Annotated in this window: 16 protein-coding genes and 1 tRNA gene; 9 read left to right on the top strand and 8 right to left on the bottom strand. The window is 74.5% G+C overall.

Going from position 1 to position 21064, the window contains the following annotated elements:
* Positions 1–33 precede the first annotated feature (33 nt).
* Both ACFVXH_RS34550 and ACFVXH_RS34545 read right to left on the bottom strand, forming a co-directional pair.
* Positions 34–2502, bottom strand: a complete 2469-nt coding sequence (locus tag ACFVXH_RS34550; protein ID WP_387829829.1) for an FtsX-like permease family protein — start codon at positions 2500–2502, stop codon at positions 34–36.
* Positions 2503–2781: 279 nt separating this feature from the next.
* Positions 2782–2854, bottom strand: a tRNA-Arg gene (locus ACFVXH_RS34545).
* Positions 2855–3094: 240 nt separating this feature from the next.
* On the opposite strand from ACFVXH_RS34545, the gene ACFVXH_RS34540 reads away from it, so the two are divergent.
* Positions 3095–4633, top strand: coding sequence for a glycosyltransferase family 39 protein (locus ACFVXH_RS34540; RefSeq protein WP_387829827.1), 1539 nt, complete (start codon positions 3095–3097; stop codon positions 4631–4633).
* A gap of 87 nt (positions 4634–4720) precedes the next feature.
* Here ACFVXH_RS34540 and ACFVXH_RS34535 read toward each other — a convergent pair whose 3' ends face one another.
* Positions 4721–7201, bottom strand: a complete 2481-nt coding sequence (locus ACFVXH_RS34535) for a hypothetical protein (RefSeq protein WP_387829825.1) — start codon at positions 7199–7201, stop codon at positions 4721–4723.
* 298 nt (positions 7202–7499) lie between these two features.
* Here ACFVXH_RS34535 and ACFVXH_RS34530 point away from each other — a divergent pair, with 298 nt between their 5' ends.
* The 3 genes from ACFVXH_RS34530 to ACFVXH_RS34520 all read left to right on the top strand — a co-directional run bounded on the left by ACFVXH_RS34530 (position 7500) and on the right by ACFVXH_RS34520 (position 9951).
* Complete coding sequence (locus tag ACFVXH_RS34530) at positions 7500–8240, top strand: GPP34 family phosphoprotein (RefSeq protein WP_049656970.1); 741 nt, start codon at positions 7500–7502, stop codon at positions 8238–8240.
* A gap of 635 nt (positions 8241–8875) precedes the next feature.
* Positions 8876–9739 carry a helix-turn-helix transcriptional regulator gene (locus ACFVXH_RS34525; RefSeq protein ID WP_049656226.1) on the top strand — a complete coding sequence of 288 codons (864 nt, stop codon included), beginning with the start codon at positions 8876–8878 and terminating at the stop codon, positions 9737–9739.
* Positions 9736–9951 (top strand): DUF397 domain-containing protein, encoded by a 216-nt coding sequence (locus ACFVXH_RS34520; RefSeq protein ID WP_049656225.1) that lies wholly within the window; start codon positions 9736–9738, stop codon positions 9949–9951. The genes ACFVXH_RS34525 and ACFVXH_RS34520 overlap by 4 nt, the downstream gene beginning before the upstream one ends.
* A gap of 171 nt (positions 9952–10122) precedes the next feature.
* On the opposite strand, the gene ACFVXH_RS34515 is transcribed toward ACFVXH_RS34520, so the two are convergent.
* Together ACFVXH_RS34515 and ACFVXH_RS34510 are read right to left on the bottom strand one after the other, a co-directional pair.
* Positions 10123–11238 carry an ADP-ribosylglycohydrolase family protein gene (locus ACFVXH_RS34515; RefSeq protein WP_049656224.1) on the bottom strand — a complete coding sequence of 372 codons (1116 nt, stop codon included), beginning with the start codon at positions 11236–11238 and terminating at the stop codon, positions 10123–10125.
* Between the two features lie 200 nt (positions 11239–11438).
* Complete coding sequence (locus ACFVXH_RS34510; RefSeq protein WP_387829822.1) at positions 11439–14027, bottom strand: bifunctional FO biosynthesis protein CofGH; 2589 nt, start codon at positions 14025–14027, stop codon at positions 11439–11441.
* Between the two features lie 182 nt (positions 14028–14209).
* Here ACFVXH_RS34510 and ACFVXH_RS34505 point away from each other — a divergent pair, with 182 nt between their 5' ends.
* Genes ACFVXH_RS34505 through ACFVXH_RS34495 form a run of 3 tightly spaced genes read left to right on the top strand, consistent with a single transcriptional unit; the run spans position 14210 to position 17444 of the window.
* Positions 14210–15469 carry an outer membrane lipoprotein carrier protein LolA gene (locus ACFVXH_RS34505; protein ID WP_387829820.1) on the top strand — a complete coding sequence of 420 codons (1260 nt, stop codon included), beginning with the start codon at positions 14210–14212 and terminating at the stop codon, positions 15467–15469.
* A 3-nt stretch (positions 15470–15472) separates the two neighbouring features.
* On the top strand, positions 15473–16564 hold the full coding sequence (locus ACFVXH_RS34500) for an ABC transporter ATP-binding protein (protein ID WP_387829818.1): 1092 nt from the start codon (positions 15473–15475) through the stop codon (positions 16562–16564).
* Positions 16551–17444 (top strand): ABC transporter permease, encoded by an 894-nt coding sequence (locus ACFVXH_RS34495; RefSeq protein ID WP_053112276.1) that lies wholly within the window; start codon positions 16551–16553, stop codon positions 17442–17444. The genes ACFVXH_RS34500 and ACFVXH_RS34495 overlap by 14 nt, the downstream gene beginning before the upstream one ends.
* Here the strand turns inward: ACFVXH_RS34495 and rarD are convergent.
* Entirely contained in the window at positions 17434–18429 is a 996-nt protein-coding gene (gene rarD / locus ACFVXH_RS34490) for an EamA family transporter RarD (protein ID WP_387829815.1), read from the bottom strand. The genes ACFVXH_RS34495 and rarD overlap by 11 nt on opposite strands.
* Positions 18430–18595: 166 nt before the next feature.
* Positions 18596–19444: an SDR family oxidoreductase gene (locus ACFVXH_RS34485; protein WP_380779521.1), complete on the bottom strand. Its 849-nt coding sequence runs from the start codon at positions 19442–19444 to the stop codon at positions 18596–18598.
* Between the two features lie 103 nt (positions 19445–19547).
* On the opposite strand from ACFVXH_RS34485, the gene ACFVXH_RS34480 reads away from it, so the two are divergent.
* Positions 19548–19949 (top strand): helix-turn-helix domain-containing protein, encoded by a 402-nt coding sequence (locus ACFVXH_RS34480; RefSeq protein ID WP_074001251.1) that lies wholly within the window; start codon positions 19548–19550, stop codon positions 19947–19949.
* A gap of 41 nt (positions 19950–19990) precedes the next feature.
* Here ACFVXH_RS34480 and ACFVXH_RS34475 read toward each other — a convergent pair whose 3' ends face one another.
* Positions 19991–20758 (bottom strand): TetR/AcrR family transcriptional regulator, encoded by a 768-nt coding sequence (locus ACFVXH_RS34475; protein ID WP_049659734.1) that lies wholly within the window; start codon positions 20756–20758, stop codon positions 19991–19993.
* Positions 20759–20819: 61 nt separating this feature from the next.
* Here ACFVXH_RS34475 and ACFVXH_RS34470 point away from each other — a divergent pair, with 61 nt between their 5' ends.
* Positions 20820–21059, top strand: coding sequence for a DUF6011 domain-containing protein (locus ACFVXH_RS34470; protein WP_049659733.1), 240 nt, complete (start codon positions 20820–20822; stop codon positions 21057–21059).
* Positions 21060–21064 lie beyond the last annotated feature (5 nt).

Here is a 21064-nt window from a genome sequence, read left to right as displayed (position 1 = left end):
AGCCGGTTGCCGGGCACCCGGCTGCCGGCCCGGTCAGGAGGCCCGCATCGCCGCCACCGCGCTCATCCGCCCGACCCGGCGGGCCGGGAGCACCGCGGCGGCCAGGCCGACCAGGACGGTCAGGCCCAGGGCGGCCAGCACCGGCAGGACCGGCGGGGTGCCGACCGTCCCCACCGTCGAGGTGATCGAACGGGCGGCCGCCCAGCCGTAGGCGGCCCCCAGGCCCGTCCCGACCAGGGCGCCGGCCAGGGAGAGCAGCAGCGCCTCCAGGGTGAGCATCCGGCGGAGCTGTTCGCGGGACATCCCGATCGCGCGCAGCATGCCGATCTCGCGGGAGCGTTCGCTGATGCTGAGCATCAGGGTGGCGGCGACGCCGAGGCCGGCGATGGCGACGGAGAAGGACAGCAGGGCCATGCTGATGGTCTTCAGCCGGTCCAGCAGGGAGCGCAGGGTGTCCGCCTGGGCGGCCGTGTCGGCGACGGTCACCTGCGGGTGGTCGGCGAGGGCGTGGTCCAGGGCGCGGCGGGCGGTCGGCCGGTCCTCGCCGGCGGCCGGGCTGATCCAGGCCGTGGTGACGGGCGCGCCGGGGGCGAGGCGGTCCAGGGTCGCGGGCGCCACCAGCAGGGTGGCGCCGCTCTGCAGGGTGAACGGCAGGCTGCTGCGGCCGGGTTGGAGCCGCAGCTCGACGCCGCCGACCCGGCGCACCCCGGTGTCGCCGAGCCCGCTCAGCGCGCCGCCCTCGGTGAGCGCGCGGGCCCGGTCCACGTCGTCCGTCGAGGAGTTGAGCCGGGTGGCGTCGACGGCGGCGACCACGGTGGGCCGGCCGTCGAGGTCGACGGTGGCGGACCGGACCGGGGTCACGGTCAGTCCGTGCTCGGCGCCGAGCGCGCCGAGCGCCCCGGCGGGCAGGGCGCCGCCGCCGGTGGCGGCCGCCGAGAAGACCCCCGGCTGGCGCGCGGACACCACGGGCACCAGCGACTGGGAGGTGATGTCCAGCGCGGTGACCGCGCCGACCATCACGGTGACGCCGAGCAGCAGCGCCGAGCCGGTGGCCCCGGTGCGGCCCGGGTTGAGCCGCAGCTGCTGGGTGGCGAGCCGCCCGGCCGTACCGCCGAGCCTCCGGGCGGGCCGGCCGAGCACGGCGACGACGGCGGGCAGCACCCGGTGGGAGAGCCGCAGCACCCCGAAGAAGTTGGCGATGGCGCCGACGGTGACGGCGAGCAGCGACAGCGGCGGCGGGGCCACCGCCCCGGCCACCAGCAGCGCGGTGCCCGCGACCAGCAGTCCGGTGGTCCACACCGCGGCCCGCACCCGGGCGGCCCCGTCGGCCGGCGCGGGGGTGCCGCCGAGCGCGGCGATCGGCGGCACGGCCGCGGCGGCCTTCGCCGGGCCGCGGACGGCCAGCAGGGTCAGCAGCACGCCGAACAGCCCGGCCAGCAGGCAGGTCAGCGGGGAGGGCAGCAGTGACAGGTGCACCGGGCCGAGGTCGAGCCCGCCGACCACGGCGGTGCCGGCCGCGCCGAGGGCGACGCCCAGCAGCACGCCCGTCGCCGAGGCGCCCACCCCGAGCAGCAGCCCCTGGCGGCGGATCAGCCGGCGCAGCTGCTGCCGGTCGGCGCCCACGCAGCGCAGCAGGGCGAGCTGGCGGGTCCGCTGGGCGAGCACCACGGTGAAGGTGTTGCCGACCACCATCCGCGCCACCGCGAGGGCGATCAGGACGAAGGAGAGCGAGGCGATCAGCACCATGCCGTACAGGGTGCTGCTCTGCCGGGTCGCCTCGTTGACCGAGGCCTCGTGGCTGTGCACCTGGACGTCGGCGCCGAGGGCGGCGCGCAGGGCTTCGACGGTCCCGGTCCGGGAAACGCCGGGCGCGACCCGGACGTCGAGCCGGTCGGTGACGGCGCCGGCCGCGTAGCCGGCGACCGCGTCCGCCGGGACGCCGATGATCGGGACCCCGGCGAGGCTCGGGGCGCCCCGCTCGTCCAGGGTGCCCACCAGCCGGGCGGTGGCGGTGGTGCCGTCGGCCCGGGCCAGGTGCACCTCGGCGCCCACGGCGGCGTCCAGCCGGTGCGCCGTCCCGGTGTCGAGCAGCACCTCGCCGGGTCCGGCGGGCCAGCGGCCGTCCTTGAGCAGCTGCCAGCGCAGCGCCGGGTCCTCGGCGACGGCGCTGACCGCGGCGGTGCGGTCGAGCGGCCGCCCGTCGGCGGCCAGCACGCCGCCCTTGCCGGTCAGCCTCGGCGCCACCGCAGCCACCCCGGCGGTCTGCCGCACCCGCTCCGTCGCCGCCGCGTCCAGCCCGCCGGCCGCGGTCTTCCCGGTCACCTGGATGTCACCGGGCCCGACCTCGGCGGCCGCGGTCTGGCTGAAGGAGTCCACCAGTGCCCCGCTGCCGCTGACGGAGGCGATCAGGAAGGCCACCCCGAGCGCGATCGCGGCGCCGCTCAGGAGCAGTTGGCGCAGTTGGCCGCGCAGTTCGGCCACGGTGTATCGGTACGTCGTCATGGTTCCCCGGCTCGTCCACCCTGGCCGGTACGGTGCTCCGGCAGGGGTCTCGACGAGCCTAGGAGCGGAGCGGCCGCGGGCCATCGGCACGAGGTCTGCTTCATGATCAATCCGTGGGCGGACGGTCTCCCGCCCCCTCCTCCTCCCGGAGAGGTACGCCGCCCCTGACACCGTCAGCCCCGGGAACGCCGACGACCCCCGACCGGTCGGGCACCGCCGGAAATGGCACAGGCCCCCCGCCCGACATGGGCGGAGGGCCTGTGACCTGCGTTTTCGTTGTGCCCCAGGCAGGATTCGAACCTGCGACACCGGCTTTAGGAGAGCCGTGCTCTATCCCCTGAGCTACTGAGGCGGGGCCCGCGTGCTGCCGGGCCGTTCACAGCGTACCGGATCGGGGCTGGGGCTCGGGGTGCGTCCTGTGGATCTTGTCGGATCGGGCCGCGGCGGCGCGGACCGGGCGGGATCCGCGGGAGGCGCCGCACGGCGGCGGAGGGGGTGCGGGTGGCCGACGGCGTGTCAGGGCGGGTCAAGTAGCCTGCCGGGCAGGGCGGGATCCGCCCCGGCGCGTCGCGTGAAGGAGACGAAGGACTCGATGAGACCTGCTGTGCGCCCGGTGGGCCGGCTGTTGGGGCAGGTGTGGGTGTGGCCCGCGCTGGTCATGCTGGCGGTGGGCGGGTACCGGCTGGGAACGCCGGACCTGTGGCGGGACGAGATGGCGACCTGGACGGTCTCCACCCGCTCGCTGGGCGACCTGCTGCGACTGCTCCAGCACGTGGACGCCAGCAACGGCGCGTACTACCTGCTGATGCACGGCTGGACGGCGGTGTTCGGCGACTCGACGCTCTCCCTGCGAATACCCTCCGTGCTGGCGATGGCCGGGGCGGCGGCGCTGGTGGCGCTCACCGCCCGACGGCTGTTCGGCAGCAAGGTGGCGGCGGTCGGCGCCGGGCTGCTGCTCGCGGTGCCCCCGGAGATCTCCCGGTACGCCCAGGAGGCGCGCTCCTACGCGCTGGTGACCTGCGCGATCGCGGCGGCCTCGTACTTCCTGCTGCGGGCCCTGGAGCGGCCGACCTGGCGGCGCTGGGCGCCGTACTGCGTGGCCATGGCGCTGGCCGGCGCCGGGCACCTCGTCTCCTTCAGCACCGTCGCCGGGCAGCTGGGGCTCCTGGCGCTGCACCTGTGGCGCACCCGTCCGGCGGTCGACCGGCGGCTGCTGTGGCAGTACCCGCTGGCGGTCGCCGTGGCGGCGCTGCCGGTGCTGCCGGTGGTGCTCCTGGGCAGCCGGCAGTCGGACCGGCAGCTGGGCTGGATACCGACCCCCTCCCTGCGCGGCCTCGCCTACTTCGGCGAGCGCCTCTTCGGCTCGGACCTCGTCTTCTACGCCTTCGTCCCGCTGGCGCTGCTGGCACTGGCACTGCCCGGCCGGCGGATCCAGGCCTGGCAGGCGCTCCTGCTCGCGGAGCTGCCGGTGGTGGGCGTCTGGCTGGTGTCCCGGCTGACCGACACCTCGTACTTCCTCGGGCGGTACCTGCTGTTCACGGTGCCCGCCTGGGCGGTGCTGGCCGGCGGCGGCGCCGGGGCGGTGTACGGCGCGGTGGCGGCCCTGGCCCGACGGCGCGGCCGGGCGCCCCGGGGGGCCGTCGCGGTGGCCGGGCTGCTGACGGTCGGGCTGCTCGCGGCGCCGGCCGTGGTCGCGCTGCCGAAGCAGCCCGAGATCCGGTACGCGGACTCGCACAACGGCTCGGAGGAGCCGTTCAAGGCGGCGGCCCGGGAGATAGCGGCCGGCTACCGCACCGGGGACGGGATGGCGGCCCCGCTGGGCGACCAGGCCTGGGCGATGGCCTGGCCGGGCGTCAGCTACTACCTGCCCCGGGACGTCGTCCCCTTCCCGGTCTTCGTCGCGCAGAGCGCCGACGACGCCGAGGACCTCTCCCCGACGCCCTGCCCGCAGCCGGCGGACTGCCTGGGCGGGGTGTCCCGGATATGGCTGCTGGTCCTCGGCGACACCGAGGACCCGCTGGGCGCGATGCCGACCGACCAGGCGCAGGTGCTCCGCACCCAGTACGGCGACCCGGACCGGGTGACGCCGCTCGGCGGCCTCACGCTCGCGCTGCTCGACCGGGACGTGTAGGGGGCGGAAGGAACGGAAGAAGGGGAGCCGGTGTGGACCGGCTCCCCTTCTTCCGTCCCGCGTTCGGCGCCTCGGCCGCTCAGCGCCTCACAGCGTGCGCAGCAGCCGGGACTGGATGGACGGCGGGTTCAGGTCGGCCTGGAGGGCCACCGGGACCTCCGCCTTGTCCTCGCCCGCGCCCACCCGCAGCGTGCCGACCTCCGTGCCGGCCAGCGCGCGGTGGCCGATCTTCGAGGTGTCCAGGGTGACCGTGCCGGAGATGCCGGGGAAGCCCGCCACCACCAGGTCCTTGGTCGCGACGACCGCGACCTTGCCGCCGATCCCGTCGTCCACCGAGCCGACGACGTCGCCCTTCTTCACCACGGTCTGGCCGGTCACGCCGTTCTGCGCGGCCTGGATCTGCTTGCCGCTGACCTTCAGCACGGTCGGCAGGATGCCGTCGCCCGGGTTGGGCGAGGTGGCCTGCTGGCCCAGCGTGACGCCGAGGATCAGCCGCTGCACGCCGCCGATCTCCTTGTAGGCGGCCCACATCAGGCAGCCGCCGGCCGGGGTGCTGGAACCGGTCTTGACGCCGATGACGCCGGTCTTCGGGTTGATCAGGTTGTTGGTGTTGGAGATCTTCACGTTGTTGAAGTTGGTCTCCGGGGTGGAGACGATCTGCCGGAAGATCTCGTCCTGCATGACCTGCTCGGCCAGCTTCAGCTGGTCCTTGGCGGTGGACTTGGTGTCCGCGCTGAAACCCGCCGGGTCGGCGTAGATGGTGTTGGTCATGCCGAACTTGGTCGCGGTGTCGTTCATCAGCTTGACGAACGCGTCCTCGGAGCCGGAGTGGAAGCGGGCGAGCAGCCGGGCCACGTTGTTGGCCGAGGGCAGCATCAGCAGTTCCAGCGCCTGGTACTCGGTGATGACCTGGCCCTCGGTGAGGGTCACCCGGGACTCGTCGACGTTGCCGGACTCCTGCGCGGCCTGCTTGTCGACGGTGATCTTCGGACCGCTCTCCCCCTTCTTCAGGGGGAACTTCTGGAGGATCAGGTAGGCGTTCATCACCTTGGTGACGCTGGCGATCGAGGACGGCGTCTCCTGGCCCGAGCTGCCGAGGCTGCCGACGCCGACCACCTCGGCGGCGGACTGGCCCTTGGCCGGCCAGGCGAGGTCGAGCACGTCGCCGGAGAAGCTGTAGCTGCCCGCGGCGGTCATCTTCAGCTTGGGGTCCGGCAGCGGACGCAGCAGCTGGGCCACCGCGAGCGCGCCGAGCACCACGGCGAGGAAGACGGTCCAGATGGTCACCCGCTTGAGGGCGCGCCGCAGCGGCGAGACCGGGCGGGCGTTGAGGGAGGCCAGGACCTCCATCGCCTCGGCGGTGTTCTCCGGCGACGGCAGCGGCTCCGGGGCGGGCAGCGGCTCGGGCTTGGGCAGCGGCGGGACCGGCGGCACCGGCCGCGGGTCGGGCTCCGGCAGCGGCTTCGGGGCCGGTACGGGGGCGGGCTCGGGGGTCGGCTTCGGCAGCGGCGCCGGACCGGGGGTCGGCTCGGGCTCGGGAAGCGGCTTGGGCTCGGGCCTGGGCTCGGGCTTCGGCTCCGGCACGGTGCCGGTCCCGGGGACGGCGGCGGCCGCGGAGGCGCGCAGCGGCGCGGGCTTCTCCAACTTCTCGGCCTGCCCCGGCCGCTGACCCGACTGGCCGGGCTGAGCGGGCTTGGTCAGCGCGAGGGTCACGGAGCCGATGGCGGGAGCGCCGTCGTCGTCACCGGTGTCGCCGGTCTCCCCCGGGGTCTCCTCGGCCTTCCCTGCCTTCTCGCTCTTCTCGGTCTTCGCGGCCTTCTCGGCCTTCTCGGTCTTCGCGGCCTTCTCGGCCTTCTCGACCGGCTCCGCCGTGGCGGCTTCGTCGGCCTTGTCGGCAGCTTCGTCGGCCGCTTCGTCGAGCTTCTCCGCCGCCTTCTCCACCGGTGCGGCGGCAGGCTCGGAGCCGCCCTCGGAGCTGGTCTCCCCCGACGGCTCGGCCTCCTTCTCCCCGGCCTTCCCCGCCACCGCGGCACCTGTCCGCATGGCGAGACGCGGGTCGGCGGCGACCGGACGCCCGGCGGGCTCCGTCACCTCCGCGGTGTCCGACGAGGACTCCTTCTCCTCGCCCCCACCTTCGGAACTCCCCTTGCCGGCAGCCTTCACCAGCTCCTCGGGCAGCCGCAGCGCGGTGGTCCGGTTGTCCACCGGCAGTCGCAGCATCGTCGTCCGGCTGTCCACATCCCGGACGCGGAGCTGCACGGTCGAGCCGCCCTTGGGCGCCGTCGCCGGGGCGTCGTCGGACGCCTCCGGGGCGGCCTCGGCGGAGGTCTCCGCGGGGCTCTCCGAGGCGGTGCCGGAGTCGGCGGCCGAGGAGGCGTCGGAGGCGGCGTCGGAGGAGGTCTCCGCGGTCGCCCCGGTCTCAGCCGCGGCTGACGCCCGGTCGGCCGCCGCACCGGAGCCGCCCCCGGCCGGCCCGGCGGCGCCGGCCGCCGCACCGGTCCGTTCGGGTTCGCGGTCCCGCTGCCGCTCGTCGCCGTCCCTCAGCACCCTGTCGGGGGACTCGCCCACGTATCCCAGCCTCCTCAACGCCCGGCGGGGCACCGGCGAACCCGATTTCGGGAAGCCGACGCCCCGCCCCGTGTACCTGTACAGTCTCCGCCACCGGCGGCCGTTCCGGCCGCGCACACCCCGCCCGACCGGCGCTTATTGTCGTCGCCCGGCCGCGCCGCGGTCTGTTCACCGCTCAGACGCAGGGCCCGCCGCCGCCGGTTCCGCGCCTTCACCGCAAGGTCACGATTCGGAGGCGTACTCGACAAGCCCGTGTGAGAGGCGTCACCCTGTCTCTCATCCACGCGGGGAGGCTTGGATGGGCAAGAGCCGCAGAACTGTTCCCGAGGAACTCTTGCTGCTCGCTTTGGACCCGACCACGGGTACCACGGCGCAGCCGCAGACCCTCGACCTCGGACTTGCCGGGGCCCAGCTCGTCGAGCTGTCCCTGGCCGGACGGATCGTACCGGAGGGAGACCGGATCGCCGTCGTGCTCGCACGGCCGACCGGCGACCCGACCCTCGACCATGCACTGGAACTGCTGCGCCGACGCGGCAGTCCGGTCCGCGCGGCGCACTGGATCGGCGGGCCCCGGCTGGGGCTGCGGCAGACGTATCTGGCGCACCTGGAGCGCTGCGGCATGGTCACGGCCGTACCGGGCCAGGTGTGCGGCGTGCTGCCGACGACCCGGTACCAGGCGTCCGACGACTGCACCAACGCCGCGATCAAGCAGCGGCTGGACACCGCGATCCGCACCGGCGTCCCGCCGGATCCGCGGACGGCGGCGCTCGCGGCGCTGGCCCACTCGGTCGGCCTGGGCAAGCACCTGTACCCGGGCAACGAGGGCCGGTCCTCGCGGTCGCGGCTGCGCGACCTGATCCGGTACGACCCGCTGGGCGGGATGGTCGCGCACGCCGTGATGGACGTGCAGAACGGCCTACCGGCTCAGCAGAACCGTTCTTCCCAGGGTTCCGGGGCCGCTTCCGGCCGTCCTGGCGCCCGTACGGCGGGCCGGGGTTCGGGCGGGCGGGTCCCCGCCTCCCGGGTCGGCGTGCGCTGATCACAGCGGCGTGCACTGATCTCGGCGGAGCGCACTGACCGCGGCGGTCCGCGCGGCCCGGCGGGCAGCCATCACGGCGCCTGACACCACCGGCCGCACGCCCGCCGCACGCCCGCCGGCACCGGTCGCGCGTCCGACGCCAACGGCCGCGCACCCGGCGGCGCACGCCGCCCCGCTCGCACCGCCCGAGGGCGCCGAGCGACCCGACGCACGACCGGTACCACCGGCGCCAGGAGCACGACGCGCACCGGCCGCACCGGACGCACCACCGGCACCACCAGCACCGAGGGGCGGTCGCCCCGCGACGCGAGTCGCCCGGCGACCGCCCCTTCGCCGTCCCCGGACGCCCGGCAACCGCCCGCCCCCCGCACGCGCCGGGGCAGGTGCGGGCCGGTCCGGGGACGGCCTCCGCAGTACCTGTCCGAGTCGTCCGAGCCGCATTACCACCTGGGGGCTTTCGCTGTCTCGCGGAAGTGCTTTTCCGATGATCTGTTCTACCGCGCTGCTGTGATTCCCCGGCGCCGACCTGGCCCAAGGTGACATGCTGCTCCAAGTCAGGGGGGTTGGTCCCAATGTCCGAAGTGTTCCGAGGACTGCCGTTCCAACGAGCACCAGAGGTCCGGCCGGAGGTCGAAGTGTCCGCCAACGTCAATCCCACCGTGCGCCGTCGGCGCCTCGGTTCGGAGCTGCGCAAACTCCGTGAGGGCCTCGGTATGACGGCGGAGGAGGTCGCCGGCCGGCTGATGGTCTCCCAGTCGAAGATCAGCCGGTTGGAGAACGGCCGGCGCAGCATCAGCCAGCGCGACGTGCGCGACCTCTGCGACGTCTACAAGGTGCCCGACGACCAGTTGCGCGCCAGCCTGATGGAGATGGCCAAGGAGTCCCGCCAGCGCGGCTGGTGGCACGACTTCAACGACATGCCGACCCCGTACAGCGTCTACATCGGGCTGGAGGCCGAGGCCTCCTCGATCCGCGCGTACGAGTCCTCCTTCGTCCCCGGCCTGCTGCAGACCGAGCACTACGCCCAGGCCGTGGTCGAGGGCACCCAGCCGGACACCGACGCGGTCGCCGTGCAGCGCCGGGTGCAGGTCCGGATGAAGCGCCAGGAGCGCGTCCACGGCGAGAACCAGCTGGGCAGCCTGTGGACCGTCATAGACGAGGCGGTGCTGCGCCGCGAGGTCGGCAGCAAGGCGGTGATGGCCCAGCAGCTGCGGCAGATGCTGGAACTCAGCCAGCGCCCGAACATCACCATCCAGGTGATCCCGTTCTCGCACGGCGCCCATCCCGGAATGACCGGGACATTCTCGCTGCTGGAGTTCCCCGAGTCAGCCGATTCCACAGTTGTCTACTTCGAAGGTGTGACGAGCGATCTCTACCTGGAGAAGGAGGCGGACGTGCGCCGCTATACCGGTCTGTACGACTACCTGAGAGCGGCCGCACTCGGTGTCTCGGAGAGCCGGTCGCTGATAGCCGACATCGAGAAGGAATTCCACGAATGATCACCCCGTCCGAGTACGGAACCCCTTGGCACAAGAGCAGTCACAGCGGGGGCCAAGGCGCCTGTGTGGAGATCGCCGTCCCCGGCGCGGGGGAGGTGGCCGTCCGGGACTCCAAGGACCCCCGGGGCCCCCAACTGCGCTTCTCGACCGAGGCATGGAACACCTTCGCCTCGGCGGCGGCGGGCGGCGCCTTCGGCGAGCTCCCGGGCTGACCCCCCTCCGGTTCCGCACTCGGACCAGTTGCCCGTAGCGGTGTCCGTCGCCCGTCGGCGGCCGGCGCTACGGGCAACTCCCGTTCCGGGGGCCGGCCCGGCCCGGCGCCGGTCCCGAGGGCCGGTCCTGAGGGCCGGTCCCGGTGCAACTCCGGCACGCAAGGCCCCGGTTCAGCCCGCCACCGGGTAGCGGGTGGTCCAGTTGGCGCCCTCCGGGGTCCGCCGGTCGTGCAGTTCGGTGCCGTGCACCAGCTCCATCACGAAGTCGTCGGCGAGTTCGAGGATCGCCCCGCGCCCTTCGAGCCCGGCCAGCAGGCCCGGCGGCAGCGCGGTGTCCCCGTGCAGCGCCCCGAGCAGGTTGCCGCAGATCGCGCCGGTGGAGTCGCTGTCCCCGGAGTGGTTGACGGCGAGCAGCAGGCCCGAGCGGACGTCGTGCGCGACGAGGGCGCAGTAGACCCCGATCGCCAGCGCCTCCTCGGCGACCCAGCCCTCCCCCAACGCCTCGACCCGCTCGGCGGACGGCTCGCCGGCCCGCACCGCGTCCAGGGCGGCCCGCAGCGCCGCGGTGGTCTCCTCGTGCGCCGACCGCTCGGAGAGCAGGGCGAGCGCGAGGTGGACGCCCTCCTCCAGGGTGCCGCCGCGGGCGACGGACTGGACGATCACCGCGAGCGCGCCCGCCGCGAGGTAGCCGGTGGGGTGGCCGTGGGTGAGCACCGAGCACTCCACCGCGAGCTGGAACACCAGGCCCGGCTCCCAGGTGGTGAGCAGTCCGAAGGGCGCCGCCCGCACCACCGTGCCGCAGCCCTTGGAGTGCGGGTTCTTGGGGGCCTCCAGGGTGCCGAGCCGCTCGGCGTGGGCCCCGCTGAGGCCGGACAGGCAGCCCTGGCCGGGGGCGCGCTGGGCGTACAGCCACTCCTCGCGGCCGAGCCAGCCGAGGTCGGGGCGGCGCTCGTCCGGGCCCCAGTCGCGCTGGGTGGCGGCCCAGCGCAGGTAGGCCAGGTGCAGGTCGGTGGGCGGGTGCCAGCTGCCGGTGTCCCGTCGGATGTGGGCGCGTATCAGTCCGTCGACGGTGAAGAGGCTGAGCTGGGTGTCGTCGGTGACGGCGCCGGTGCGCCCGTACGCGGGGACGTAACCGGTGACGCCCTGCGGGCCGTGCTGGGCCCGGATCTTCTCCAGCGACTCGAACTCGACGCCGGCTCCGAGCGCGTCGCCGATGGCACCGCCGAGCAGACAGCCCCGCACCCGGCTGCGGTAGTCCTGCTGCTGGGCGCGTGACCACAGTGGCATCACGACGGGGCGCCTTTCCTCGGGCGTGTGGGGGTCCGCGCGACGCTCGGCCGGGCGCGCGCCCTCGCACTGTATTCGAAGAGCCGGTCGGACCGGCCCCGTCCCCCGGACTTCGGCGCACCCGTCCCCGGGAGTTCACCGCCCCGTCCCGGCCGCCGCCCGTACGGCGGCCGGGACGGCGACCGGGACCGTCGCGGGCCTCAGTCCAGCACCGGCAGCAGCTCCGGCAGGTGCCCGTCCGAGGCCAGCGCCGCGGCCCGCCGTTCGGCCGGCACCTCGCCGTAGGTGGTGGTGCGCTGGCGGTGCGGGCGGCCCGCCGCCTCGGCGATCGCCTGGAGGTCGCGCACCGACTTGTAGCTCCCGTACGCCGAGCCGGCCATCCGCGAGATGGTCTCCTCCATCAGCGTGCCGCCGAGGTCGTTGGCGCCCGAGCGGAGCATCTCGGCCGCGCCCTCGGCGCCCAGCTTGACCCAGCTGGTCTGGATGTTGGGGATGTGCGGATACAGCAGCAGCCGGGCCATCGCGACCACCGCGCGGTTGTCCCGGGCGCTCGGGCCGGGCCGGGCGATGCCGGCCAGGTAGACCGGGGCGTTGGTGTGGATGAACGGCAGGGTCACGAACTCGGTGAAGCCGCCCGTCCGCTGCTGGATCTCCGCGAGCAGCCGCAGGTGGCCGAGCCAGTGCTCCGGGGTGTCCACGTGCCCGTACATCATCGTGGACGAGGAGCGGATGCCCAGCTCGTGCGCGGTGGTGACCACCTCGACCCAGGTGGCGGCCGGCAGCTTGCCCTTGGTGAGCACCCAGCGGACCTCGTCGTCGAGGATCTCGGCGGCGGTGCCCGGGATGGTGTCCAGGCCCGACTCCTTGGCGCGCTGCAGCCAGTCCCGGATCGACAGCCCGGTGCGGGTCGCGCCGTTGACCACCTCCATCGGCGAGAAGGCGTGCACGTGGATGCCGGGCACCCGCTCCTTCACCGCGCGGGCGATGTCGAAGTAGGCGGTGCCGGGCAGGTCCGGGTGGATGCCGCCCTGCATGCAGACCTCGGTGGCGCCCACCTCCCAGGCCTGCGCGGCCCGGTCGGCGACCTGCTCCAGGGAGAGGGTGTAGGCGTCCGCGTCGGTGCGCCGCTGGGCGAAGGCGCAGAAGCGGCAGCCGGTGTAGCAGACGTTGGTGAAGTTGATGTTCCTGGTGACGCAGTAGGTGACGTCGTCCCCGACGGCGTCCCGGCGGACGTCGTCGGCGATCCGGCAGAGCGCGTCCAGGGCCGGGCCGTCCGCGTGGAACAGGGCCAGCGCCTGGTCGTCGGTCAGCCGCGCCGGGTCGGCCGCGGCCACCGCCAGGGCCTCCCGGAGGTCCCCGGCGAGGCGCTCGGGCGCGCCCTTGGCGAGCACCTGCTCGCGCAGCACCTCCCAGTCGCCGTACACGTCCTCGAAGTCGGCCCGGCGGTCGCCGGTGCGGCCCTCGGTGTCGACGGCGGTGTGCAGGTCGGTGCGCCCGTACGACTCCGGCAGGTCCTCGGGCTCCTGCCAGGGCAGGCCGCGGACGACGGCGTCCGGGTTCGCCAGGCCGGTGGCCGGGTCGGCCAGGGCGCGCACGTGCGGCAGCACCCGCGGGTCCAGCCAGGGCTCGCCGCGCAGCACGTACTCGGGGTAGACGGCGAGGCGCTCGCGCAGCTCGAAGCCGGCCGCCGCCGAGCGCTCGGCGAGGCGCTCGATCTGCGGCCAGGGGCGCTCGGGGTTGACGTGGTCGGGGGTGAGCGGGGAGACCCCGCCCCAGTCGTCGACGCCGGCCGCGATCAGCCGCTCGTACTCGCCGTCCACCAGGTTCGGCGGGGCCTGGAGGCAGGCGGCCGGGCCCATCAGGTGCCGGGCGACGGCCACCGTGGCCACCAGCTCGTCCAGTTCGGCGTCCGGCATGCCGCGCATCGCGGTGTCCGGCTTGGCGCGGAAGTTCTGCAGGATCAGCTCCTGGACGCCGTGGTAGGCGCGGGAGACCCTGCGCAGCGCGAACAGCGACTCGGCGCGCTCCTGGTGCGTCTCGCCGATGCCGATCAGCAGGCCGCTGGTGAACGGGACGGAGCTGCGTCCGGCGTCCTCCAGCACCCGCAGCCGGACGGCCGGTTCCTTGTCCGGGGAGCCGAAGTGCGGGCCGCCGGGCTCGCTCCACAGCCGGGTGGCGGTGGTCTCCAGCATCATGCCCATCGAGGCGGAGACCGGCTTGAGCCGCTGGAAGTCCGTCCAGCCCAGCACCCCGGGGTTGAGGTGCGGCAGCAGGCCGGTCTCCTCCAGGATGCGGATCGACATGGCGCGCACGTAGGCGACGGTGTCGTCGTAGCCGTGCGCGTCCAGCCACTCGCGGGCCTCGGGCCAGCGGTCCTCGGGCTTGTCGCCGAGCGTGATCAGGGCTTCCTTGCAGCCGAGTTCGGCGCCGCGGCGGGCCACCTCCAGCACCTCGTCCGGGGACATGAACATCCCGTGCCCGTCCCGGCGCAGCTTCCCGGGGACGGTGGCGAAGGTGCAGTAGTGGCACTTGTCGCGGCAGAGCCGGGTGAGCGGGATGAAGACGCTCTTGGAATAGGTGATGACGCCGGGGCGGCCGGCCGCTTCGAGTCCGGCGTCGCGGACCCTCGCGGCGCTCGCGCAGAGGTCCAGCAGGTCCTCGCCTCTGGCCTGCAGCAGCACGGCGGCCTCGGTCACGTCGAGGGCGACGCCGTCCCGGGCGCGGCGCAGGGCGCGGCGCATCGCGTTCGCGGTCGGCGGGGTGCTGGAGTCCGTGGCGGTTCCGTCCATGGCGCGACCCTACGCCAGGGGTGGTACCGCGGGTGGATGCAACCCTGAGGCGGCATCAGGGTCGGCGTACCCACGAAGGTCAACCCGATCTGGCCCCACAGGGCGATGACGGCGGCGGCGCGGCGGCCTCTAATGGAAGGGCAAGGCCAACCACACGTGTTCGCGGAGGAGTTGAGGACGCCATGACCAATGAGAAGGCGGCGGGGGACGATCTGGACGCCGGTACGCCGTACCGCTCCCGACGGCGCGTACTGATGCGCGCCGGGGTGCCGGTGGCGGTGGTCGCCGCGATCGCCGCGGGGGTGGGACTGGTCCCGGCACTGGCCGCCGACAGCGCGCCCGACCTGCCGGCGGTGAGCGCGGAGCAGCTGGTCGCGAAGGTGCTCGGCTCCGAGACCCAGGCGCTGTCCGGGTCGGTCGCCATCTCGACCGACCTCGGCGTGCCCGGCCAGCTGCTGAGCGGCGCCGCCGGCCTCGGCGGGGCGGTCGGCGGGCACGGCGGTGACGGCGGGGGCTCCACCGCGGACCCGCAGTCCAAGCTGCTCGGCCTGCTCGGCGGGGACCAGACGCTGCGGATCGCGGTGGACGGCCCGGACCGCCAGCGGGTGGACGTGCTGGAGAAGATGGCCGGCTACTCCATGGTCCGCAACGGCGACCAGGCCTGGGCCTGGGACAGCTCGTCCAACTCCGCGGTGCACATGACCGGTCGGGCCGCCGGCCGGGAGCACGCCAAGACGCCGCTGTCCGAGCTGCCGACCACCCCGCAGGAGGCCGCCAAGCAGTTCCTGGCCGCGAGCGCCGGCACCACCTCGGTGACCGTCGCCGGGACGGCCAAGGTGGCCGGGCAGAACGCCTACCAGCTGAGCGTGAAGCCCACCCAGTCCGGTTCGACCCTCGCCGAGGTGCGGATCGCGGTGGCCGCCGACAACGGGGTGCCGCTGTCGGTGGCGGTGAAGTCCATCGACGGCAGCACCGTGCTGAACGTCCGCTTCACCCAGGTGTCCTTCGCCCGGCCGGACGCCAAGACCTTCGACTTCACCGCCCCCAAGGGCGCCAAGGTGACGGAGCAGAAGGCGCAGGACGCGGCCAAGGGCGCGCCGGGCGACGCCCGGGAGCACGTGGGCACCGGGGCGCCCGAGGGCCTCGACGTGATCGGCGAGGGCTGGACGACGGTCCTCGCCACCCGGCTGCCCGCCGCGGTGGACGGGGCCGCGGACGGCGCGCCGAAGGGCGACGCCAAGGGCGGCAAGCACGGCGGCCACGGGGCGGGGGCCGGTCAGTCGCTGAACCCGCAGTCGATGGTGAAGTCGCTCGGCAAGCCGGTCGCCGGCGGCACCCTGGTGAGCACCAAGGTGCTCAACGTCCTGCTCACCGACGACGGCCGGGTCCTGGCCGGCGCGGTGACCCTGCCGGTCCTCCAGCACGCCGCCGGGGTGAACTGACGGATGACCCAGGCTCCCGTAACGGGGGACGTTACGGAGCCGGCCGGGGGTCCGGGCGCCGCGTCGCGCCCGGCCCCCGCGCCCGTGCCCGCTCCTACCGCTCCTACCGCTCTTTCGACTCCCACTCCTTCGGCTTCCGCTTCTGCTCCGGCTTCCGACGACGTCATCCGGACCCGCGGCCTGACCAAGCGCTTCCGCGGCGGCCAGCTCGCCGTGGACGGCCTGGACCTCGCCGTGCCGCGCGGCTCCGTCTTCGGCTTCCTGGGCCCCAACGGCTCCGGCAAGACCACCACCATCCGGATGCTGATGGGCCTGATCGCCCCCACCTCGGGCGCGGCCACCGTCCTCGGCGAGTCGATGCCGCAGTCCGTCGCCACCGTGCTGCCCCGGGTGGGCGCGCTGATCGAGGGCCCGGCCCTGTACGGCTTCCTCACCGGACGGGACAACCTGGTGCGCTTCGACGCCGCCGACCCGACCGCCGACCCGCGCACCCGCCGCCGGCGCGTCGACACGGCCCTGGACCGGGTCGGCCTGAGCGCCGCGGCGGGCAAGAAGGCCCGCGCGTACTCGCTGGGCATGAAGCAGCGCCTGGGCCTGGCCTCCGCGCTGCTCCAGCCGCGCGAGCTGCTGGTGCTGGACGAGCCGACCAACGGGCTGGACCCGCAGGGCATGCGGGAGATCCGGACGCTGGTCCGGGAGGTCGCGGCGGAGGGCACCACGGTGTTCCTCTCCTCGCACCTGCTGGACGAGATCGAGCAGGTCTGCACCCATGCCGCGGTGATGTCCCGGGGCCGGCTGGTGGTGCAGGGCACCGTCGCCGAGCTGGCCGCCCGGGCGCAGGGCCGGCTGGTGGTCCGCACCCCGGACGTGGCGCGGGCCGCGGAGGTGCTGGCGGCCCACCGGGTCACCGCCCTGGTGCCCGGCGAGGACCGGGTGGACGGCGAGCCGGGCGTCCTGGACGAGGAGGCGCTGCCCAGGCTGTGCGCGGCGCTGGTCGGGGCCGGGGTGCGGGTGCACGGCTTCGGGCTGGAGCGGGGCACGTTGGAGGACGCCTTCGTGGCGCTGACCGGGGAGGGCTTCGATGTCGCGGGCTGAGGCACCGGCCGTGGGCGGGACGCTGCCGTTGACGACCGGCCGGCGGCCGCAGACGGCGGCCGGGTTCCTGGCGCTGTTCCGCAGCGAGCTGCACCTGACCTTCCGCCGGATGCGCACCAAGGTGCTGCTGGGCATCCTGGCGGCGCTGCCGATCCTGATCGGGGTGGTGGTCAAGCTCAACACGGACAGTCCGCACCAGGGCGGCGGCGGTCCGAGCTTCATCGCGCAGACCACGCAGAACGGGCTGTTCCTGGTCTTCACGGCGCTCGCGGTCGCGCTGCCGGTCTTCCTGCCGATGACGGTCGGCGTGGTCGCCGGGGACTCGGTGGCGGGCGAGTCGGCCGCCGGGACGCTGCGCTACCTGCTGGTCGCCCCGGCCGGGCGGACCAGGCTGCTGGCCGCCAAGTTCACCGCCGGGCTGGTGTTCTGCCTGGCGGCCACGGCGGCGGTCGCGGTGACGGCGCTGGCCGCGGGTGCCCTGCTCTTCCCGCTCGGCCGGGTCACGCTGATCTCCGGGGACACCATCGGCCTCGGCGACGCGCTGCTGCGCGCGCTGCTGGTGGCGCTGGTGGTCGCGGCCTCACTGGCCGGGCTGGTGGCGATCGGGCTGTTCGTCTCCACGCTCACCGGCAGTGGCATCGCGGCGATGGCCGCGACCGTCGGGCTGGTGGTCACCGTCCAGATCCTGGACGTCTTCCCGCAGCTGCACGCCGTCAGTCCGTTCCTGTTCTCCCACTACTGGCTGAGCTTCGCGGACCTGCTGCGGGCGCCGATGTACTGGGACGGGGTGCTGAAGGACCTCGGCCTCCAGGCCGCCTACGTCGCCGTGTTCGGCTCGGCGGCCTGGTCCCGCTTCACCAGCCGGGACATCAGCGCGTGACGGCCTCCGGGGCGGCGGCGGGGGCGGCCGCCGCCGCGGGGGCGGGCTGCGGCACCGCCGCGGCGGCCCGCACCGCGCGGTCGGCCCGCACCTGGCGCAGCGCGTCCCAGGTGAGCAGCGCGAGCGCGACCCAGACCAGGCCGAAGCCGGCCCAGCGGGCGGGCGGCATGGACTCGTGGAACACCGCGACGCCGATCAGGAACTGGAACACCGGCGCCAGGTACTGCAGCAGGCCGAGCACCGTCAGCGGCACCCGGACGGCGGCCGCGCCGAAGAACAGCAGCGGGATCGCGGTGATCACCCCGCTGAGCATCAGCAGCCCGGAGTGCCCCCAGCCGTACGAGCCGGCCACCGTGTGCCCGAAGGTGCCGCGCCCGCTGACCTCCAGGTAGACCAGGTAGCCGAGGGCGAACGGGAACATGAAGGCGCTCTCGGCCGCCAGGCTCTCCAGGCCGCTCAGCCCGACCTGCTTCTTCAGCAGGCCGTAGGTGGCGAAGGAGAGCGCCAGGGTGAGGGCGATCCAGGGCAGCTGCCCGTACGCGACGGACAGCACCGCGACGGCGGCGGCGCCGATGCCCACCGCCGTCCACTGGGCGCCGCGCAGCCGCTCCTTGAGCACCAGGACGCCGAAGCCGATGGTGACCAGGGGGTTGATGAAGTAGCCGAGGCTGGTCTCGACCACGTGGCCGGCGTTGACGGCCCAGATGTAGACGCCCCAGTTGACCGAGATCACGGTGGCCGCGCCGGCCAGCATGGCGAGCCGGCGGGGCTGGCGCAGCAGCGGGCGTATCCAGCCCCAGTGCCGCTGGGCGACCAGCAGCAGGACGACCGCGACCAGGGACCAGACCATCCGGTTGGCCAGGATGTCGTCCGCGGCTCCCGGCTCCAGCAGCGGCCAGAACAGGGGGAAGAGGCCCCAGATGCCGTACGCGGCGACGCCGTACCAGAGGCCCCGGCCGTTGTCCTGCTGGTCTGTTCCCGCCATGGCCGAGTGCCCTCCCGCGCGCGTGTGTCGATGGCGACGGTAGCGGGCGGGAGGGGCGACTGTCATCTCCGTTTCCGGATTTTGGTCATGACATTGCCTGCATGCTGGACCCGTCCGGAGTTCCGGGAGCTCAGGGCGGGTGCCCCGGGGGTCGGGAGCCGTCGTCTCAGGCGTCGAGGGCCGTACGGACGGACTCGGCCAGCGGGACGGTCGGGCGGCCGATCAGCCGGGCCAGGTCGCCCGGGGTGCCGGCGAGCTCGCCGCGCGCGATGCCCGCGTCCACGTCCACCAGGGCCTCGGCGAAGCCCTGCGGCAGGCCCGCGCCGACCAGCGCGTCCAGGTGCTCGGCCGGGGTGACGTCCCGGTGCCCGACCGGCTCGCCGGAGGCCTTCGCCAGCTCGGCGGCCAGCTCGGGCAGGCTCCACGCGGCGTCGCCGCTCAGCTCGTACACCCGGCCCTCGTGGCCCTCGCCGACCAGGACGGCGACCGCCGCGTCCGCGTAGTCCCGGCGCGGGGCGGTGGCGACCCGCCCGTCCCCGGCGCTGCCGAGCACCACGCCGCGCGCCACCGTGCCGGCCGCGTCGCCCAGGTAGTTCTCGGTGTACCAGCCGTTGCGCAGGAACGCGTGCGGCAGCCCGGAGGCGAGGATCAGCTCCTCGGTCGCCTTGTGCTCGTCGGCCAGCCGGAAGGTGGCCGCGCCGGGGATGCTGGTGTAGGCGAGCAGCGCGACCCCGGCGGCCTTGGCGGCCTCCACCACGGCCCGGTGCTGCGGGATCCGGCGGCCGACCTCGCTGCCCGAGATCAGCAGCACCCGGTCGCCCTCGGCGAAGGCGCCGGCCAGGGTCTCCGGCTTGTCGTAGTCGACCACGCGGACGGCGACGCCGCGCGCGGCCAGGTCGGCGGCCTTCTCGGCGGAGCGGACGGCGACGGCCACCTCGCTCGCGGGGACCTGGGCCAGCAGGCCCTCGACGACGAGACGGCCGAGCTGGCCGGTGGCACCGGTGACGACGTACATGGTGAAGCTCCTCGGGGTTACGTTTTGCGGTTCTGGCCTCGGAACTCACCCTAGGGGTGGCACTAACCTTTCGAAAGTACGCACTTCAAAGTAGGGTACTGATATGAAGGTAAGCGAGATGAAGGCCGGCGGGCTGCCACCCGCCGACGTCTTCGACCGGATGTGTCCGTCCCGGGGCGTGCTGGAGCACGTCACCAGCCGCTGGGGCGTGCTGGTCCTGGGCGCGCTGAACGAGCGCGGCTACCGGTTCAGCGAGCTGCGCCGCAAGGTCACCGGGGTCAGCGAGAAGATGCTCGCCCAGACCCTCCAGACGCTGGAGCGGGACGGCTTCGTGCTGCGCGAGGCGCACCCGGTGATCCCGCCGCGGGTCGACTACAGCCTCACCCCGCTGGGGCGCGAGGCGGCGGAGCTGGTCGCGGCGCTGGCGCACTGGTCGGAGCGGCGGGTGCCGGAGGTCGAGGCGGCGCGCCAGGGGTACGACGGACGGGCCGCCGCCCTGCGGTGAGGCCGCCTCCCCGCGGTGATCGGGCGGGCCGCCGGCCTCGGCTACCGCTCCGCGACAAGGGCGGCGAGCCCGTCCAGGACCCGGGCCAGGCCGAAGGCGTAGGCGTGGTCCGGGCTGTACGCGCCGCCGTGCGCCTCGCCGGCCGCGGCCCCGACCCGGGCGGCGACCGGGTAGCGCTCGGCGTCGAAGACCCGGGCGAGCAGGTCGGCGTTGGCGGCCCACCACTGCTCGTCGGTCATCGCGCTGTCCTGCCGGGCGGCGCGCTCGTCGGCGGCCATCCGGGCGCAGGTCTGGACGAAGCCGAGCAGGTGGGTCAGCGCGGCGTCCAGGTCGACGTCGGGCAGACCGGTGCCCTCGAAGGCGCGCAGCTCGTACTCGTACTTGGCCATCAGGCCGGGCCCGAGCGGCGGGCGGCTGGTGGAGACGGCGGCGACCCACGGGTGGGCGCGGTGCAGCTCCCGGTTGTCGTCCGCGACGGCGGTGACCCGGGCGCGCCAGCCCTCCCCGGCCGGGGTGCTGCGGGGCATCGTGGCGTAGACGGTGTCCAGCATCAGGTCGAGCAGCTCGGCCTTGCCCGGCACGTAGGTGTAGAGCGCCATCGGGGAGAGGCCCAGCTCCTGCGCGACCCGGCGCATGGTGACGGCGTCCACGCCCTCGGCGTCGGCGAGGGCGATCGCGACGGCGGCGATCTCGCCGGTCGAGCGCGCCTGCCGGGGCCCGCGCCGGCCGGGCTTCTCCTCGGCGGTGAGCCCCCAGAGCAGGGCCAGGGTGCGGGCCGGGTCTCCTGCGCTGCTGCGGTCGGTGGCCATGGGGCCATCGTTTCACGCACCGGCCGGGGGCCCTGACGGCGCGGACGGCTACCGTCTCACCATGACCAGCCCGACCACCCCTCCCGGCCGTCCCGGCCCTTCCGGACCGGCCGAGCCCGAGACGCTCCCCGGGACGGACACCGCGCAGACCCTCCGCCCGCGGGTGACCTGCCGCCGCTGCCACCGGCCGCTGCACGACCCGGAGTCGCGGATGCTGCGGCTGGGCCCGGAGTGCCGGGACCCGGCGGAGCGGGTCGCCCGGTACGACGTCGACCAGGAGCCGCTGCCCGGGGTGGGGTAGGCCCT

It is taken from the genome of Kitasatospora sp. NPDC058184 (assembly GCF_042883725.1).
GTDB lineage: Bacteria > Actinomycetota > Actinomycetes > Streptomycetales > Streptomycetaceae > Kitasatospora.
This window is presented reverse-complemented; position numbering and strand designations above follow the sequence as displayed.